The sequence below is a fragment of the Micromonospora sp. DT68 genome (genome assembly GCF_049847245.1).
Taxonomy (GTDB): domain Bacteria; phylum Actinomycetota; class Actinomycetes; order Mycobacteriales; family Micromonosporaceae; genus Micromonospora; species Micromonospora profundi.
The window spans coordinates 277,796-294,595 of sequence record NZ_JBNCNZ010000006.1 but is presented as its reverse complement, the minus strand read 5'-3'; the positions used below and the strand labels follow the sequence as shown (position 1 = coordinate 294,595).

Below are 16,800 nucleotides of genomic sequence, written 5' to 3'. Positions count from 1 at the left end.
GCCACGTCGGGTTACGGGCTGTTCCAGCTAAAACGGTTTAGTGCTAGGTTTCCGGCCATGCTTCGTCTAGCCGACCACTGGGTGTGGGACAGCTGGTACGCGCAGGACGACACCGGCCTCTGGCACATGTTCTTCCTGCGCGCGTCCCGCGCCCTGCACGACCCGCACCGCCGCCACCACCGCGCCACGATCGGCCACGCCGTTTCGACGGACCTGCACTCCTGGCGCCTGGTCGCCGACGCCGTGGTGCCCGCCGACGCCCCCGCATGGGACGACCTGGCGACGTGGACCGGGTGCACGGTCCGCGGCCCGGACGGGCGGTGGTACCTGTACTACACCGGCGTGAGTCGTGCCGACAACGGCCTCGTCCAGCGCATCGGCCTTGCCGTCTCCGACGACCTGACCACCTGGCACCGACACGGCATCGACCCGATCGTGCAGGCCGATCCGACCTGGTACGAACTGCTCGACCGGGACCTCTGGTACGAGCAGGCATGGCGCGACCCGTGGGTGTTTCCCGACCCCGACGGCGAGGGTTGGCACATGCTCATCACGGCACGCGCCAACACCGGGGCGGCAGACGCACGGGGCGTCGTCGGTCACGCCACCTCCGCTGACCTGGTCACCTGGACCGTGCAACCACCACTGTCGACGCCGGCCGGGTTCGGCCACCTGGAGGTCCCCCAGGTCGCGGTCGTGGACGGGCAGCCCCTGCTGCTCTTCTCCACCGACGCCACCTCCAGCGCCCGCACCGACGACCACCGGATCTGGGTGGTTCCCGGCGCGAGCGTCAGCGGCCCGTGGGACGTCGCGTCCGCCCAGCCGTTCGCCCACCCGCACCTGTACGCGCCGCGCCTGGTGCCCGGACCCGCCGACGCCTGGTCGCTCATCGGGTTCCTCGACCACGTCGACGGGACGTTCGTCGGTGAGATCACCGACCCTGTTCCGGTGCGCTACGACGCATCGGTCGGGCTGACCGCGAACCCGGTGGGGACCGCCGCGCCACGATGACGCCCGCGCCCCGGCGTGCCAGTCTGACCAGCTGACGCACGCGTACGGGAGCGGGCACCCACCCTCAGGTGCGTGATGTCTCTCCGACATATTGATGCCGGAGAGACATCACACCTGGGACGGTGGCCGTCCCTCACCGCGTCCGCGACGCGCCGAAGGCACACCCTGCCCCGACCCCGCCGTTCGGCCGGCTCACCCGCGACCCGGGCAGTTGCGGTCGCGGCTACCTCACCCGCGGGGTCGGGGCCGCTCGTCTAGCGCTGGGTCCAGCGCTGGTTTGCCGCCCCCGTGCACGACCACAGGATCACCGGGGTGCCGTTGGCGGTCGCGTTGTTGTTCACGTCGAGGCACAGGCCCGACTGGGCGTTGCTGATCGTGCCGTTGGCGTTGACGGTCCAGCGCTGGTTGGTGCCACCGTTGCAGTCCCAGATCTGGACCTTCGCGCCCGCAGTGGCGTTCAGCGGCGCGTCCAGGCACTTGCCGAGCGACTGCAGGGTCTGACCGTTCGCCGTCCAGCGCTGGTTGGCCGCACCGTTGCAGTCCCAGATCACCGGCTGGGTGCCGTTTGCGGTGTTGCTGTTCGGGACGTCCAGGCAGCGACCCGAGGCGGCGCTGGCGTACGCGCTCGACGTCGTCGGTGGCGGAGTCGTGGGCGGCGGAGTCGTGGTGCCACCGCCACTGACCCGGTACACAACGGTGCCGTGCGCCGGAACGCTCGCGGAGATGGTGCCGGTGCTGCTGCTTGTCGAGTTGCTCCAGGCATCCACGAGCGTGAAGGAGCTGCCGGACTTGCCGATGGCGGCGGCCGTCGTGGAGATCGTCGTCGTCGAGCCGCCCTGGTTGAACAGGGCGACCGCCACGTCACCGTTCGCCAGCGGCTTGGCGAGCACCCGACGGGTGCCGTCGAACGAGACCTGTGCGGCCTGCCGACCGAGCGAGTCCTGGTTGATGGCGATCAGGTTGCGGTTGGTCAGGATGGTCAGGGTCGCCGAAGACATGGAGCGGACGTCGTTGCCGGCGATCAGCGGCGACGCCATGACCGCCCACATCGCGAAGTGGCTGCGCATCTCGGTGTCGTTCATGCCACCCCGGCCGACCTCCATCATGTCCGGGTCGGTGAACCCGCCGGGGCGGGCGTACCGCGCCAGGGGAACGTTCACGTTGATGATGTTCTGGATCCCCATCGGGTAGCCGTTGGTCTGGCCGGTGTCCCACGCGTTGGTGATGTCCTCGGTGGTCCGCCACATGTTCGACACGTCGCTCCAGTCGCGCAGCGGACCGGTCTTGGCGTGGATGCTGTTGGGGTTGATGCTGTAGACGATCGGCCGGCCGGTCGCGGCCAGCGCGTCGCGCATCTTCGCGAACGTGGCCACCTGCTCGTCGATGCTGCCGTTCGGCGAGCACCAGTCGTACTTGAGGAAGTCGACGCCCCAGGCGGCGAACTGACGGGCGTCCTGGACCTCGTGGCCCCGGCTGCCCGTCGCTCCGGGGTAGGAGCCGAAGTACTGTGCGCAGGTCTTGTCGACAGGCACCTGGTAGAGGCCGAACTTCAGGCCACGGGCATGCAGGTAGTCACCGAGCGCCTTCATCCCGCTGGGAAAGCGCGTCGGGTCGCCCTGGATGTTGCCGGAGCTGTCGCGGTTGGGGTTGAACCAGCAGTCGTCCACCACGACGTACTCGTAGCCGAGGTCGCGCATCCCGCTGCTGACGATGGCATCGGCAGTCTGCCGGATCAGCGCCTCGTTGATGTTGCAGCCGAACGAGTTCCAGCTGTTCCAGCCCATCGGAGGGGTCCGGGCCACGCCGTTGTCCAACGCCTGGGCCATCGGGACGCGGATGCCGACCAGGACGGCGGCGAGCAGCAGCACGGCCGCCGCTGCCCGCCCCCATCGGCGAGGTCGGATGATTCGCTTCATACGCAGGCCATCCTTTCGGTGATGTCGTCCACCACGGACGGATGCCGGGCGAGGTGAACGGGAGCTGTTAGCGTTAACAGAAGCGCAGGTCATGTTACGGAGACGTTTCGAGGAATTCAACTACTTCCATATGTTGGGGAACCTCGCCCCGGTGGATGGCCGACGGCGGGGCCGTCGACCATCCACCCGGCGCCCCGACCAGCGCCGGCTGACGTCGGCCGGTGCTCGGGCGAACTGCGCGAAGAACCGCCAGACCTCGCCCTTGGTCCAGGTCGTGATGCCACTCTCGGCGTACGTGCCGTCCACCGGGCCGGGCATGTGACCGTTGTCGAACGCCGCCCACTGCACCGGGTAGCCCGCCCGGCATCCCGAGTAGGCGGTGGTGACATGGGTCCGGCTGCCCGCCGCCGGCTCGGGCGGGTTCTGCGCGGTGCAGCCGTTGTTGCGGACGAACGTGTCCCGCAGCGACCGGCCCGCCGAGATGCCGAGCACCGAGTCGCTGAGGCCGTGCAGCCCGAAGTACGCGATGGGCTGCGTCCCACCGCTGCATCCGCTGAGTTGGGCGCCGCTGAAGACCGCCACCGCCCGGAACACGTTCGCCCGTGCGCAGGCCAGCGCGTAGCTCATGCCACCGCCGTAGCTGAACCCGAGCGCGAAACGCTGCGTCGTGTTGACGCAGAGGTCACCCTCGATCAGCCGGATCATGTCGTCGACGAATGTGACGTCCTCGCCTCCGGAGTTGGCCCAGCCGTTGCCGAGTCCCTGTGGCGCGACAAGGATCGCGCTGTTGTTCGACTGCTCCTGCTGCCCGTAGTAGGACCACGGGGTCCCGCTGGTGCCGCCGGAGTTGACCTCGGCCGCGGTGCCGCCCCGCCAGTGGAATGCGAAGATCAACCGGTAGCGGTTGCTGTTGTTGTAGTTGGCGGGGATCCGCAGGATGAAGCTGCGGCTCTTGCCGTTGCTCTGGATCGTGTGCGTGCCGTTGTACAACGTGGGGCTCTTACCGCATCCCCCGCCCGTCCCGGTGTCGCCGGACACCTTGACCATCTGCCACTGCTGGTTGGCTCCGTTGAAATCCGTGTACTGCACGATGTTGGCACCGTCGCCGGTCGAGGCGCCCTGCACCTCCACGACCTTGCCGCTGAGCCGGCTGACCAGCCGTACGCTGCCGGCGTCGGAGTCGGCCAGCCGGAACTGCTGGTTGGTCGCGTTGTTGTCGGTCCACTGCACGACGGCGGCACCGTCGGCGGTCGACCGGTTGCTGACGTCGAGCACCTTGCCCGAGTGCCGGGACTTCAGCCGGTAGAAGCCCGAACCGGAGTCCACGAACTGCCACTGCTGGTTGGCGCCGTTGTTACGCGTCCACTGGGTAGTCCGCGCGCCGTCGTTCGTGGCCTGCCCGTAGACGTCGAGCGCCTTGCCGCTGTTGCGGTTGACAAGGACGTACCAGGCGTTGGTGTCCACCGTCGCCGCCGAGGCCGGCGCCGGGTTGGCCGCGACGAGAGCGCTGGCGGCGAGCAGGGCCGTAGCCGCGGCGGCCAGACCCGATCGCCAGCGGCGAGCCGCACCGATTGTTCCCATGATTCACTCCCTTGAAGGTTAGCGCTAACACAGCTATCCGCAAATGACAGTCATCAATTGCGTGAGTGGGCCTTGCGGGAGCCGTGCGCCCCGGCCGACCGTCGGCGACGGCCGGCCGAGGGCTAGCCGGGATCAGCTCCGCAGCTGCCACTGCTGGTTCGTGCCGCCGTTGCACGACCAGAGGATGAGCTTGGTGCCGTTCGCCGTCGCGGCGCCGTTGGCATCCAGGCAGAGACCCGACTGCACGCCGGTGATCGTGCCGTTGGCGTTGATGGTCCACTGCTGGTTGGCCTGCCCGTTGCAGTCCCAGATCACCACTGCGGTCCCGTTGGTGGTGCCCTGCCCGGTGGCGTCGAGGCACTTGCTGCCGTACACCATCAGTTGCCGGCTGGCGGTTGCCGTCCACCGCTGGTTGGTGGCCCCGACGCAGTCCCACAGCTGGGCCTGCGTGCCGTTCGTCGTGCTGGACCCGCCGATCTCGGCGCAGCGCCCCGACTGCACACCCACTATCTGCACGTTCTGCGGGTTCGTGCTGCCGCCACTCTGGACGCCGGCATTGTTGATCACCGTCTGCGCACCCGACGGCCAGTTGCCGCCGGAGACCGTGACGTTGCCAGAGACGACGTTGCCCCGATCACCGTTCGTCACGTTGGTGCTGTTGTTCGTCGACCAGTTGTTGGTGACGGTGAAGTTGCCCATGTTCTCCGCGTACCAGTAGTTGGCGGTGGCCCAGGTGCCGGTGGAGGAGAACACGTTGTTGCGGGCGGTGTAGTAGCGCGAGCCCTCGTCGAAGTAGAGGCCGAACCAGCCGTTGGTACGCAGGCAGTGGTTCTCGTTGATGGTGCCGCCCGGGTTCGCCGAGAGCGTGTAGATGCACCCGCCGTCGGTCATCTGCTGCATGACGTCGTGCACGTAGTTACCGACGACCTGGTTGTTGGCGGCGGTGGTGGCAGTCGTGTACCGCGGCTGGTAGTTGTACAGGCCTCGGTTGGCGTAGTGCTGGCTGCCGCCCGCGTCGTTGGCGCCCCAGCCGTAACCGACAGACAGCCCGGTGTACGGCATGTTGTAGACCTCGTTGTGCGAGATCAGCGCGGTGTTCACGTAGGTGGTCAGGATCGAGACCACGCCCCGGTACTCCAGACCGAGGTCGTGCACCCGGTTGTTGCTGATGGTGATGTTGCGGTTGACCATCCGCTGGTCACCCGGGTGGTGGGCGTCGGCGCGTACGCCACCGACCACGATGCCGCCCGCGGAGTTGCGGGCGATCTCGGAGCGGGTGACGGTGATGTTGCTGGCACCCAGACCGACGCCGCTGGCGTGGGCGTTGGCGTCGTTGCCGATGCCGATGGCCGTCTGCCCCAGGTTGACGAACTGGGAGTCGCTGAAGGTGATGGTGTTGGCCGCCGAGACCTGTACGGCGGCGGGCATCTGGTTCCAGTTCGGCCGGGTGGCCTCGAACTGCGGGCAACCGGCCTGGCAGGAGGTCAACGCGTCGGACGGCCGGGCCCAGGTGCCGGTGATGTGCGCGCCGGTCTGCTGGTCGGCGAAGCCGTTGCTGCTGCTCGGGCCGAGCCAACTGGTGCCGGTGAAGGTGATGCCGCTGAACGAGATGTGGTGCGCGGGCGCGTCGTAGGTGCCGCCGACGTTCACCAGGGACTGCAACTGCGGCAGCTCCACGGCGACGCTCGACATGTTCTGCCCCGCGAGCGGGATGTAGTTGAGCTGGCCGCTGCCCGGGTTCAGATACCACTCGCCCGGGGAGTCGAGGAACTCGTACGCGTTGGTCAGGTAGAAGGGACCGGCCCGGTGCGGGCTGGACAGTGTGTCGAAGCCGAACGTGTTGTTGTTCCAGGCGGGCTGCTGCATCGTCAGGACGTTGCCGCTGATGCTCTGCACCGGCGAGTAGCGGTCGGTGAACGAGCCGACGCTCTCCACCTCGACCCGGTTCTGGTTGCCGAGGTTGTTGAGGTAGCTCAACGCGCTGTTGCTGAACCGCATGCCGCTGGTGGTGAAGGTGAAGTCGGCCCGGTTGACTGCGGTACGCGCCCGCGTGGCGACGGCGCCGTTGACGTAGAGCTGACGGCTGTCGAGCCCGGCGGGGACGCTGGCCCGCCAGATGTTGCGACCGGCGTCGACGAGCGACCAGCCGGTGACCGCCCGGGCTCCGCTGATCGTCGGGCGGGCCGAGGGCGCGGCACGCCAGATCACCTGGTAGCCGTTGGTTCCGGAGTCGGCGGCGGTCAGTCGCAACGGCGACGAGAGCCGGTAGATCCCGTCGGCCAGTTCCACGACGATGTCACCGGACATCGCGCTGACGCGGCTGCGTACCGCGGTCTGTGCGGCGGTCACCGAGCACGGTTGGGTGGCGGAGCAGGTGGTGCCGGTGCCGGTGGGGGACGCGTAGAGGGTGGTGGTGGCGGCGAGGGCCGGGGACGCCGAGGCGGTTACTGCGGCCACTGCTGCCAGTGCTGTCGCGGCGGCGCCAGCCAGGATTCGGCGCAGCGGCGGACTGGACGAGAGGAGCACGGGACGGTCTCCTGACATGAGGGGTGTGGGGGTGGCGGATCGCCTCAACCGGGCGGGGTCGAGATGCGGTGGGGGTCGCCGAGGATCTTCCGGAGATGGCGCAGGCCATCAGTGGCGAGACGGTCCTGGGACGGCGCCAACGGACGCCAGATCGACGCGGCGGTGGCGATTGTCGCGTTCTGCGCCGTGAACGACTCGATGCAGACCGCGCCCCGGTAGCCGGTGGCCCGCAGGGTGGTGAAGAAGCGGGGCCAGTCGAAGTGGTCCGCGCCGGGCGCGCCGCGATCGGTGCCGCTGACCTGGACGTGTTTGACGTACGGGCCGGCGGCGGCGAGGGCGGCGTAGGGGTCCGCCTCCTCGATGTTCATGTGGTAGGTATCGATCATGATGCCGACGCTCGGGGGGAGGCCGTCGATCAGCTCGATGGTCTGCTCGACGGTGTTGACGACACTCGTCTCGTAGCGGTTCAACGCCTCCACCCCGATGCTCACCCCCGACTCGCCGGCCCGGTCGGCCACCGGCGCCAGGGCACGCCGGAACTGGGCGTAGCACTCCGTGCGCGCCGCCGGCGACATCCGCCAGGTGCGGCCGACCGATGCGTACACCGGACCGCCCACGCACGGAGCGCCGACGGCCGCCGCGCTCGCCACACACCCCAGCAGGTACGCCACAGTCGACTCCACGACGGCCGGCGCGGCGTCCACCAGGTCCCGGCCGGGCGGAGTGACCGCGCAGACACCGGCCGCCGCCAGGCCGTGCGCGGCGAGCAGATCCCGTGTACGGACCGGATCCCAGTCGCCGGGCTGCTCGATCGGCAGCTCCACCGCGTCGAACCCGAACGAGGCGATCCGCGGGATCAGCTCGGCAAGGGCCTCGTCGTCGACCGGCGAGGCCCACACCCAGGGATTGACGCCGACGGCGTACATCGACTGCTACTTCCAGCGCTGCGGATAGCCGGGCAGGTCGGTGCAGCCGCACATGGCGTAGTGCAGCGGCGGCATGCTCGTGTCGAGGTACCGGTCCAGGTTGTCCTGCGTGATCGTCGGCTGCGGCAGCTTCCACGGGCTCGACACCTGCTTGCCGTCGAGGATGGTCAGCGCGGCGATGATCGGCGTACGCCACTGGTACGTCGGGTAGGTCGGGGCGATGGCCGTGAGGTTCTTGTCCTTCCACAGCTTCAGGAAGTCGAGCTGGTCCTCACCGTTCATCGGCGGTACGGGCTTGCCCGCGTCCTGGAACGCCTCGACGGCAGCGACGGCGACCGCACCGGCGTCCATCCAGACGCCGTCGATCGTGCCGTACCGCTGGATGTAGTCGTTGACGATCTTCTTGGTCTTGGCGGGGTCGCCGTCGGTGAACTCGACGCCCACGACGTCGACCTTCGCCTTGTCCAATGCGATCTTCGCGGCGGACCAGCGGGTCTCCAGCACGTCGACGCCCGGCAGGATGCGCAGGGCCAGCAGCTTTCCGCCGGGCTTCATCTTCTGGCTGACGAACTCGGCGCCGACGTGACCGAAGCCGTAGCCGCCCACCGGGTTGATGAAGGTCACCGGGCAGGTGGTGTTGACCCCACGGTCGAAGACGATCACCGGCAGGCCGGCCTTGCAGGCGGCCTCGACGGCCGGGGTGAGCGTGGCGGTGGTGTTCGGCGAGACGATCAGGGCGTCGCACTTCTTGCCGAGCAGGTCGTTGATGTCCGCGATCTGCTTCTGGTCCTTGCCTTCGGCGTCGACGTGCACGAACTCGCTGATCCGGCTGCGCTGCGCGTCGACCTCGGCCAGCATCGTCTTGAAACCGACCTGTCGCCAGGGGTTGTTCAGCGCCGCGTTCGAGAAGCAGATCTTGTGCGGGCCGTTCTTCTTGAACTTCGCGGTGTCCACCATCTTCGGGTTGAGCACCTGCTCCCACGGCTTGTCGGCCGGCCCCGTCGGTGCGACGTCGAGCAGCGCCAACTCGTTGTCGTAGTCAGCCTGCACGAAGAACTTCGACTGCTCCCCCGTGCCCGCCCCCTCGGCGGCGGAGGCGGTAGCCGACGGGGACGCGGCCGGCTCGTCGGTGGCGCAGCCGGCAAGCACCAGCAGGCTCGCCGCGGCCAGGGCGGTAATGGTACGTCTCATCGAGTCTCCTTTTATCTGGAGGAAGAACGCAGGGCCGAGACCGCCACGGCAAGCAGGATGATCGCGCCCTGGACGGTTGATCTGAGGGCGCCGGAGACGCCTGTGAAGTTCATAAGCGCGAAGAGCGTCTCGAGGGTCAGCGCGCCGAGCATGGCGCCGACGACCGAGCCGCGACCGCCGCCGAGCACGACCCCGCCGAGAACGACGGCCGTGATCGCCCCGAACTCCAGGCCGACGCCGGCCTGGAACGACACGCCGCTGTAGCCGCCGAGGAGGATCGCCGCGACCGCCGCCACGAGGCCGCTGAGCATGAACGCGATCGTCTTGGTGCGCCCGACCCGTACACCGCTCAGCTCGGCGGTGCGCGGGTTGTCGCCGACGGCGACAAGCGTGCGGCCGAAGTCGGAGCGCATCAGGAGCACGGCGAGCACCGCCACGGCCACCAGGACGAGCAGGGCGTACGGGATCCGGCCCAGCAGCGGCACGTCCTCGATGGCCCGCCGGCCGAAGCGGCGGAACTCCTCGGAGAGGCCACCCTTGGGTGCGCCGTCGGACCACAGGTACACCGCACCGACGAGGATCAGGAACATGCCGAGGGTGGTGATGAACGACGGCACCCGCAGCACAGTGGTGACCAGGCCGTTCACCAGCCCGACGAGCGCACCGCCGACGAGCAGCAGCACGACCACCGGCCAGGTGCGCGACGGCTCGCTGTCGATGAGCCGGGCGGCGACGACGACCTGCGCCGTGACCAGGGACCCGACGGACAGGTCGAACTCCCCGCAGACGATCACGAAGTACTGACCGGCGGCCAGCAGGATGATCGGCGCCGAACGACCGAGGAACGACATCAGTGACGGCGGCGCGAGGAAGTCGGGCTGCACCGCGGCGACGAGGATCAGCAGCACCGCGAGGATCGCGGCGATCGGCACGACCCCGTCGGTGCGGATCCGCAGTGGCAGTGCACGGCGCTCGGCGATCCGCACGGCTAGGACCCCGCCTTTCGGAGAGCACGTCGGGCGTAGACGGCGACCGCCGCGATGATGATGACGCCCCGGATCACCTGCTTGAAGAAGGCGTCGACCTCGAGTTGGTTGAAGATGGCGTCGATGCTCGCGAGCAGCAGCACACCGCCGACAGTGCCGAGGACACCGCCACGCCCGCCGGCCAGGGCCGTGCCGCCGAGCACCACGGCCGCGATCGACTCCAGGTCGTAGAGGCCCTCGGTGCCGACCCTCGGTGCGCCCGAGCCGAGCCGGCTGGCGAGGTAGACCCCGGCCAGGCCGGCGCACAACGAACACAGCACGTGGGCGGTGACGAGGACACGGTCGTTGCGGACCCCGGACAGCCGGGCCACCTCCGGGTCGCCGCCCACGGCGACCAGGTGATGACCGAAGCGGGTACGCGTGAGCGCGAACCACACCGCCCCGGTGACGACGAGCAGGAGCAGGAACGACACCGGCACCGGACCGACGCGCTGGTACCCAAGTGTTCGCACGAGCGCGGGCGCGGTCTCGCCCGCCGGACCGTCGTAGCCGTTGTCGAGATAGCCCTTGAGCAACAGCCCGACACCGAGGGTCGCGATGAACGCGTTGATCCGCAGCTTCGTGACAAGCAGCCCGTTGAGCAGACCGACGGCGGCGCTGACCGCGAGCGCCAGCCCGATCGCCGGAAGCACCGCGCCGTCGCTGCCGCTCATCGCCTCCGCACCCACAAGGGTGCTCAGGCTGATCACGTACGCCACCGAGAGGTCGAGCGACCCACCGAGGATGACAAGCGTCTGGCCGACGGCGACGAGCCCCAGGCCTGCGGCGACGTGCAACAGGCTCACAGTTGTCGACGGATTGAAGAGCTGACCGCCGTCGGCAAGGACGACCAGCCAGCCGATCACCAGGGTGAGGGCGAGCGCCACGAACACACCCGGAACGGGACGCCGCGCCGGCAGGAGCGAGAGGGCACTCACTGGACCACCTCGGCTCGCGACTGCGGGGCTCGCAACCCCGGCTCACTCCTCGCGCTCACTGGACCACCTCGGCGACGGTGCCCACCGCGAGGGCCACGACGTCCTCCTCTGTCGCACCGGCGGGCAACTCACCCGCGACGCGACCGTCCCGCAGGACGATGATCCGGTCGCTCATCCCGAGCAGCTCGGGCAACTCCGACGAGATCATCAAGACGGCGGCGCCGTCGCGGGCGAGACTGCGTACGAGGTCGTGGATTGCCGACTTCGCGCCGACGTCGATGCCCCGGGTCGGTTCGTCGAACAGCAGGATCCTCGGGTTGATCGCGAGCCAGCGGGCGAGGACGACCTTCTGCTGGTTGCCGCCGGAGAGGAACCTGATCTCCTGGTCGTCGCCGGCCGAGCGGACCTGGACGGCGGCGAGCAACTCACGGACCCGGATCGTCCGTGCGGCACGACCGGACCGGGTCGCGAAGACGGCCCGGCTGGCCAGCAACGCGTTGTCCAGCACCGACTGTCGGGCGACGATCCCCTCCCCTTTGCGGTCCTCGGTGACATAGGCGATGCCCGACCGCATCGCGGCACGCGCCGAACGCAGCCGAACCGGCCTGCCGTCGAGCGTGACCTCGCCGCTGGTGAACGGGGCCACCCCGAACAGCGCGCGGGCCAGCGCAGACCGACCCGAGCCCTGCAATCCACCGACACCGAGGACCTCGCCGGCACGCAGGTCGAGGGTCACGCCCCGCAGCTTCCGGTTTCCCGCGTCGCGGACCGTCAGCCGGACCTGGCCGACGTCGTCGGGATCGGCCCGGGCCGGGTAGTAGCTGGACAGCTCCCGGCCGACCATGTGCCGCACCAACTCGTCGGCGGTGGTGGCTGACGTGTCCACGGTGGTCACCCGGCGGCCGTCCTTGAGGACCGTGATCCGGCTGGACAGGTCGAAGACCTCGGTGAGCCGGTGCGAGACGTACAGCAGGCCGATGCCCCGCTCCTGGAGCCGGCGTACCAGCCCGTAGAGCAACTCGACCTCGTGGTCGGCCAGGGCCGCCGTCGGCTCGTCCATGATGAGCAGCCGCGCGTCCAGGGCGAGGGCCTTGGCGATCTCGACGACCTGCTGTTGGGCGACACCGAGCCGCCCCACCGGGGCGTCGGCCGGCAACGTGGTCTCTCCGATGGAGGCGAGCAGTCGCCTGGTGCTGTCGAGCATCTCGCGGCGGTCGACAAGCCCGCGGCGGGTCGGCTCGTGGCCGAGGTAGACGTTCTCGGCGACCGTCCGCTCCGGCAGCAGGTTGAACTCCTGGTGGATGATGCCGACGCCGGCCCGCTGCGCGTCGCGCGGGCCACGGAACGCGCGTACGTGGCCGTCGAACTCGACAGCGCCCTCGTCCGGGGCGTACGCGCCGGAGACGATCTTCATGAGGGTCGACTTGCCAGCGCCGTTCTCGCCGACGACGGCGTGCACCTCGCCGGGCGCGACATCGATGTCGACACCGTCGAGGACACGGACCCCGAGAAAGGATTTGCCGATGCCCCGCAGGGCGAGCAGCGGCGCCGGCCGTGGATCTGACATCCCGGGAGCCCTTTACAGATAGTAGTCATCGGCGAGATCGGAGGCCGTTCGGCGTACGGACGCGACGCACTTTCGCAGCCCGCCACGGCCCCTTACGTTTTTATGGTGCAAACATTTCCTTGACATCGACGAAACATCACACGTATGAAGATAGATGTTTGGATGCGACGGCGCAATCCTCGATCCACAGCCGCAGCCACCGCTCACGCCCTGCATCGCCAGTGACGTCGACGCGCGGGCGTCGGGCGCACCCACCTCACCGTCCGACAAGATCGGATGTTCCCGATTTATTGACATATGTCGATGCCTAGCTCATCCTGACGTCGACACCCGCAGGACGGCAACACCGCCCATCTCACGCTGTGTGACGTTCCGCGGGCCTGACTGCCGTTTCGGCGGACGGCACGAAGACCGACCAGCACTCGTGCCCACACGTGTCCAGACACAACCTGACGCGCTGTCCGGCACGTGGTCGCACCCCCCGTTGCCCGCCCGACCTAGGAGACGGCATGCGTCGCAAGACATTGATCATGGGCATGATCGCCAGCCTCATGCTGGTGCTCGGCCTGGCCCCGCCAGCATCGGCGGCCCCGGCCTTCCGCGCCCTGTTGTTCACCAAGACAGCCGGTTACCGGCACGACTCGATCCCCGCCGGGATCAGCATGTTCCAGCAGCAGGCTGCCGCCAACAACTTCGAGCTGGTGCAGACCGAGGACGCGAGCGTCTTCACGCCCGCCAACCTGGCCACGTTCGACGTCGTCATCATGTTCCAGACCTCGGGGATGGTCTGGACCTCGGCCGCCCAACGCCAGGCCATCGAGGGCTACCTCGCCAGTGGCAAGGGCATCGTCGGAGTCCACAACGCCACAGACATGGGCATCGAGGCCGAATATCCGTGGTGGGACCAGACCATCAACGGCGGCGCCCACATGCCTGAGCACTCCCCCGGCGTGCTGCCCGGCACCGCCATCGTCGCCGACAAGCAGCACCCCTCGACGGTCGGCCTGCCGGATCGCTGGCAGCGCAGCGAGGAGTGGTACAACTTCGACACCAACCCGCGCGGCAACGTGCACGTCCTGGTGACCGCCGACGAGCGCACGTACAACCCGGGCTCCCGCGCGATGGGCCCGGACCACCCGATCTCCTGGTGCCGCAACGCCGGTGGCGGACGGGTGTGGGCCACCGCGATGGGCCACGCCGCCGAGTCCTACAGCGAGACGAACTTCCGCAACCACGTCCTCGGTGGCGTGAAGTGGGCCGCCGGCAACCTGCCCGGCGACTGCGGCGGCACCGTCTGGGGCAACTTCGAGAAGCGCACCCTCGACGACAACACCGTCGACCCCATGGCGATGGCCGTGGCACCGGACGGACGGGTCATCTACGTCCAGCGCGGTGGCCAGGTGAAGATCTTCAAGCCGTCCAATAACAGCACCGTCACCGCGGGAACGCTGAGCGTCTACACCGGAGGCGAGGACGGGCTCACCGGCATGGCGCTGGACCCCAACTTCGCCAGCAACGGGTACGTGTACCTGTACCACTCACCGGCGAGCAGCAGCACCGACGTCAACCGGGTATCCCGCTACACGCTCAGCGGCGACACATTGAACCTGTCCAGTGAGGCGCGGATCATCGACATCCCCGCGTACCGGGACCGCACCTTCCCCGAGCCCGGCCACACGGGTGGCTACATCGAGTTCGGCCCGGACGGCAACCTCTACATCGGCACCGGCGACGACACGCCACCGAACCTCGACCCCAACTGGCAGGGCTACGCTCCGCTGGACTGGCGCTCCGGCAAATCCAACCTCGACGCGGCCCGCACCGCCGGCAACACCAACGACCTGCGCGGAAAGCTGCTGCGTATCCGCCCGCAGGCCAGCGGCGGTTACACGATCCCCACGGGCAACCTCTACGCCCAGGGCACCGCGCAGACCAAGCCGGAAATCTACGCGATGGGCTTCCGCAACCCGTTCCGCTTCTCGATCGACGCGGCCACCGGCTGGGTCTACCTGGCCGACTACGGACCGGACCGCAACCCGCCCACCACCAACCGCGGCCCCGAGGGCCTGGTCGAGCTCAACGTGATCAAGGCGCCCGGCAACTACGGCTGGCCGTTCTGCCACGGCGACAACCAGCCGTACGCGCCGTTCAACCCGGACACCGGCGTGGTCGGCGCGAAGTTCAACTGCTCGGCACCAGTGAACAACTCACCGAACAACACGGGCCTGACCAGCCTGCGGCCGGTCGTGGCACCCAACATGTGGTACGGCTACGGCACCTCGCCGACCTTCCCGGAGCTGGGCTCCGGCGGCTCCGCGCCGATGGGCGGGCCGGTCTACCGCTACGACGCGGCGAACCCGTCGGCCACGAAGTTCCCGCCCTACTACGACGGGGTGCACTTCTTCTACGAGTGGTCGCGCAGCTACATCAAGGAGGTGCACTTCGACTCCGCCACGGCGGTGACCCGCACCAACCCGTTCCTGCCCACGGCCCGGTTCAACAAGCCGATGGACATGGAGTTCGGCAAGGACGGCTCGCTCTACCTGCTGGAGTGGGGCACCAACTTCGGCGGCGGCAACAGCGACTCCGGGCTCTACCGGATCGACTACATCCAGGGCGGCCGGTCGCCGATCGCCAAGGCCACCGGTACGCCCACGAGTGGTAGCGCGCCGCTGACCGTCCAGTTCAGCAGCGCCGGCACTGCCGACCCGGACCCGGGCAACACGCTCAGCTACCAGTGGACGTTCGGCGACGGCACCACCTCCACGGCGGCGAACCCGTCGAAGGTGTACACCACCAACGGCAACTACACGGCGCAGTTGAAGGTCACCGACAACACCGGCAAGACGGGCTTCGCCAACGTCCAGATCACCGTCGGCAACAGCGCTCCGGTGGTCACCATCACCACCCCGCCCACCGGAGGCATGCTCACCTTCGGCGACAAGGTGTCGTACCAGATCACCGTCACCGACCCGGACGGCGGAACTGTCGACTGCTCGAAGGTGGTCCTCAACCCGGCGCTCGGTCACGACGACCACGCCCACGAGACAACCGAGTATCCGGGCTGCTCGGGCACCATCTCCACCGACCTGCTCGGTGGGCACCCCGACGGCGCCAACCTGTTCTACGTGCTGAACGCCAGGTACACCGACAGCGGCGGCGCGGGAGGCGCGGCACCGCTCACCGGCACCGCGCAGGTGATCCTGCAACCCAAGCACAAGCAGGCCGAGTACTACAGCAGCCAGTCCGGTGTGCGGGTCGTCGAACAGTCCGCCGCGGAGAGCGGCAAGCGCGTAGGCGACATCTCCAACAACGACTGGATCGCGTTCAACCCGATGAGCCTGTCGGGTATCACGAACGTCAGCTACCGGCTGTCGTCGCCGTCCGGTGGCGGCACCATCGAGCTACGCGCCGGCTCGCCGACGGGCACGCTGCTGGCCACGACGACGGTGCCCAGCACCGGTGGCTGGGACAACTACCAGTCCACCGCACCGGTGAACGTCGCCGCCCTCGGCGGCACACAGACGCTCTACATGGTGTTCAAGGGCAGCGGCAACAACTGGTTCGATCTCGACGCGTACACCTTCGGGGGTTCCGGTGTCGGCGTTCCCGGCAGCGGGACCGGCACCGGCGTGGCGGGAAAGACCTGGACGCTCACCGCGCAGCACAGCGGCAAGCTGATGGACGTCAGCGGCGTCTCCACCGCCGACGGCGCCCAGATCACCCAGTGGGCGGCCACCGGTGGCAACAACCAGAAGTGGCAGGCCGTCGACGCCGGCAGCGGGGCCGTCTATCTGAAGGCGGTGCACAGCGGTAAGTGCCTCGACGTCGTCGGCGGGTCCACCGCACAGGGTGCTTTCCTGCAACAGAGCACGTGCAACAACGCCAACCAGCAGAAGTTCCTCGTCACGGCCACTGCCACCACTGGTGTCTACACGGTCAAGAGCGTGCCGAGCGGGCTCTGCATCGATGTGAACGGCGCTTCCACTGCTGACGGGGCGCGGCTGCTCCAGTGGGGTTGCCACACCGCCGCCAACCAGCAGTGGCGGTTCACAGCGGTATGACGGACGGCGCCGGCCACCCGATCCTCGGGTGGCCGGCGCATCCCGTCGCCAGGCG

10 protein-coding genes are annotated in these 16,800 nt (G+C 68.7%); 2 read left to right on the top strand and 8 right to left on the bottom strand.

Annotated elements, in window-relative coordinates; translation table 11 throughout:
• Positions 1-18: 18 nt before the first annotated feature.
• Positions 19-1,011: a family 43 glycosylhydrolase gene (locus ACPXB1_RS13895; protein ID WP_355592092.1), complete on the top strand. Its 993-nt coding sequence runs from the start codon at positions 19-21 to the stop codon at positions 1,009-1,011.
• 254 nt (positions 1,012-1,265) lie between these two features.
• On the opposite strand, the gene ACPXB1_RS13890 is transcribed toward ACPXB1_RS13895, so the two are convergent.
• From ACPXB1_RS13890 to ACPXB1_RS13855, 8 genes are all read right to left on the bottom strand, one after another.
• Positions 1,266-2,927, bottom strand: coding sequence for a glycoside hydrolase family 27 protein (locus tag ACPXB1_RS13890; protein ID WP_355591516.1), 1,662 nt, complete (start codon positions 2,925-2,927; stop codon positions 1,266-1,268).
• A 120-nt stretch (positions 2,928-3,047) separates the two neighbouring features.
• Entirely contained in the window at positions 3,048-4,508 is a 1,461-nt protein-coding gene (locus ACPXB1_RS13885) for an RICIN domain-containing protein (RefSeq protein ID WP_425735367.1), read from the bottom strand.
• 132 nt (positions 4,509-4,640) lie between these two features.
• On the bottom strand, positions 4,641-7,034 hold the full coding sequence (locus tag ACPXB1_RS13880) for an RICIN domain-containing protein (protein WP_355591522.1): 2,394 nt from the start codon (positions 7,032-7,034) through the stop codon (positions 4,641-4,643).
• Positions 7,035-7,078: 44 nt separating this feature from the next.
• The gene (locus tag ACPXB1_RS13875; protein ID WP_355591525.1) at positions 7,079-7,960 is read right to left on the bottom strand and encodes a sugar phosphate isomerase/epimerase family protein; all 882 of its coding nucleotides are present in this window, start codon (positions 7,958-7,960) and stop codon (positions 7,079-7,081) included.
• 6 nt (positions 7,961-7,966) lie between these two features.
• Positions 7,967-9,151, bottom strand: coding sequence for a substrate-binding domain-containing protein (locus tag ACPXB1_RS13870; protein ID WP_355591528.1), 1,185 nt, complete (start codon positions 9,149-9,151; stop codon positions 7,967-7,969).
• 11 nt (positions 9,152-9,162) lie between these two features.
• The gene (locus ACPXB1_RS13865) at positions 9,163-10,137 is read right to left on the bottom strand and encodes an ABC transporter permease (protein ID WP_355591531.1); all 975 of its coding nucleotides are present in this window, start codon (positions 10,135-10,137) and stop codon (positions 9,163-9,165) included.
• Positions 10,138-10,139: 2 nt separating this feature from the next.
• Positions 10,140-11,114 carry an ABC transporter permease gene (locus ACPXB1_RS13860; RefSeq protein WP_053656771.1) on the bottom strand — a complete coding sequence of 325 codons (975 nt, stop codon included), beginning with the start codon at positions 11,112-11,114 and terminating at the stop codon, positions 10,140-10,142.
• Positions 11,115-11,169: 55 nt separating this feature from the next.
• Positions 11,170-12,681, bottom strand: coding sequence for a sugar ABC transporter ATP-binding protein (locus tag ACPXB1_RS13855; protein WP_425735366.1), 1,512 nt, complete (start codon positions 12,679-12,681; stop codon positions 11,170-11,172).
• 509 nt (positions 12,682-13,190) lie between these two features.
• Here ACPXB1_RS13855 and ACPXB1_RS13850 point away from each other — a divergent pair.
• Positions 13,191-16,745: a ThuA domain-containing protein gene (locus ACPXB1_RS13850; protein ID WP_355591540.1), complete on the top strand. Its 3,555-nt coding sequence runs from the start codon at positions 13,191-13,193 to the stop codon at positions 16,743-16,745.
• Positions 16,746-16,800 lie beyond the last annotated feature (55 nt).

Bases quoted from the DNA above. Each gene is read 5' to 3' on its own strand.
- ACPXB1_RS13890 (WP_355591516.1), bottom strand. From the start codon at position 2,927: ATGAAGCGAATCATCCGACCTCGCCGATGGGGGCGGGCAGCGGCGGCC.
- ACPXB1_RS13885 (WP_425735367.1), bottom strand. From the start codon at position 4,508: ATGGGAACAATCGGTGCGGCTCGCCGCTGGCGATCGGGTCTGGCCGCC.
- ACPXB1_RS13875 (WP_355591525.1), bottom strand. From the start codon at position 7,960: ATGTACGCCGTCGGCGTCAATCCCTGGGTGTGGGCCTCGCCGGTCGAC.
- ACPXB1_RS13870 (WP_355591528.1), bottom strand. From the start codon at position 9,151: ATGAGACGTACCATTACCGCCCTGGCCGCGGCGAGCCTGCTGGTGCTT.
- ACPXB1_RS13855 (WP_425735366.1), bottom strand. From the start codon at position 12,681: ATGTCAGATCCACGGCCGGCGCCGCTGCTCGCCCTGCGGGGCATCGGC.
- ACPXB1_RS13850 (WP_355591540.1), top strand. From the start codon at position 13,191: ATGCGTCGCAAGACATTGATCATGGGCATGATCGCCAGCCTCATGCTG.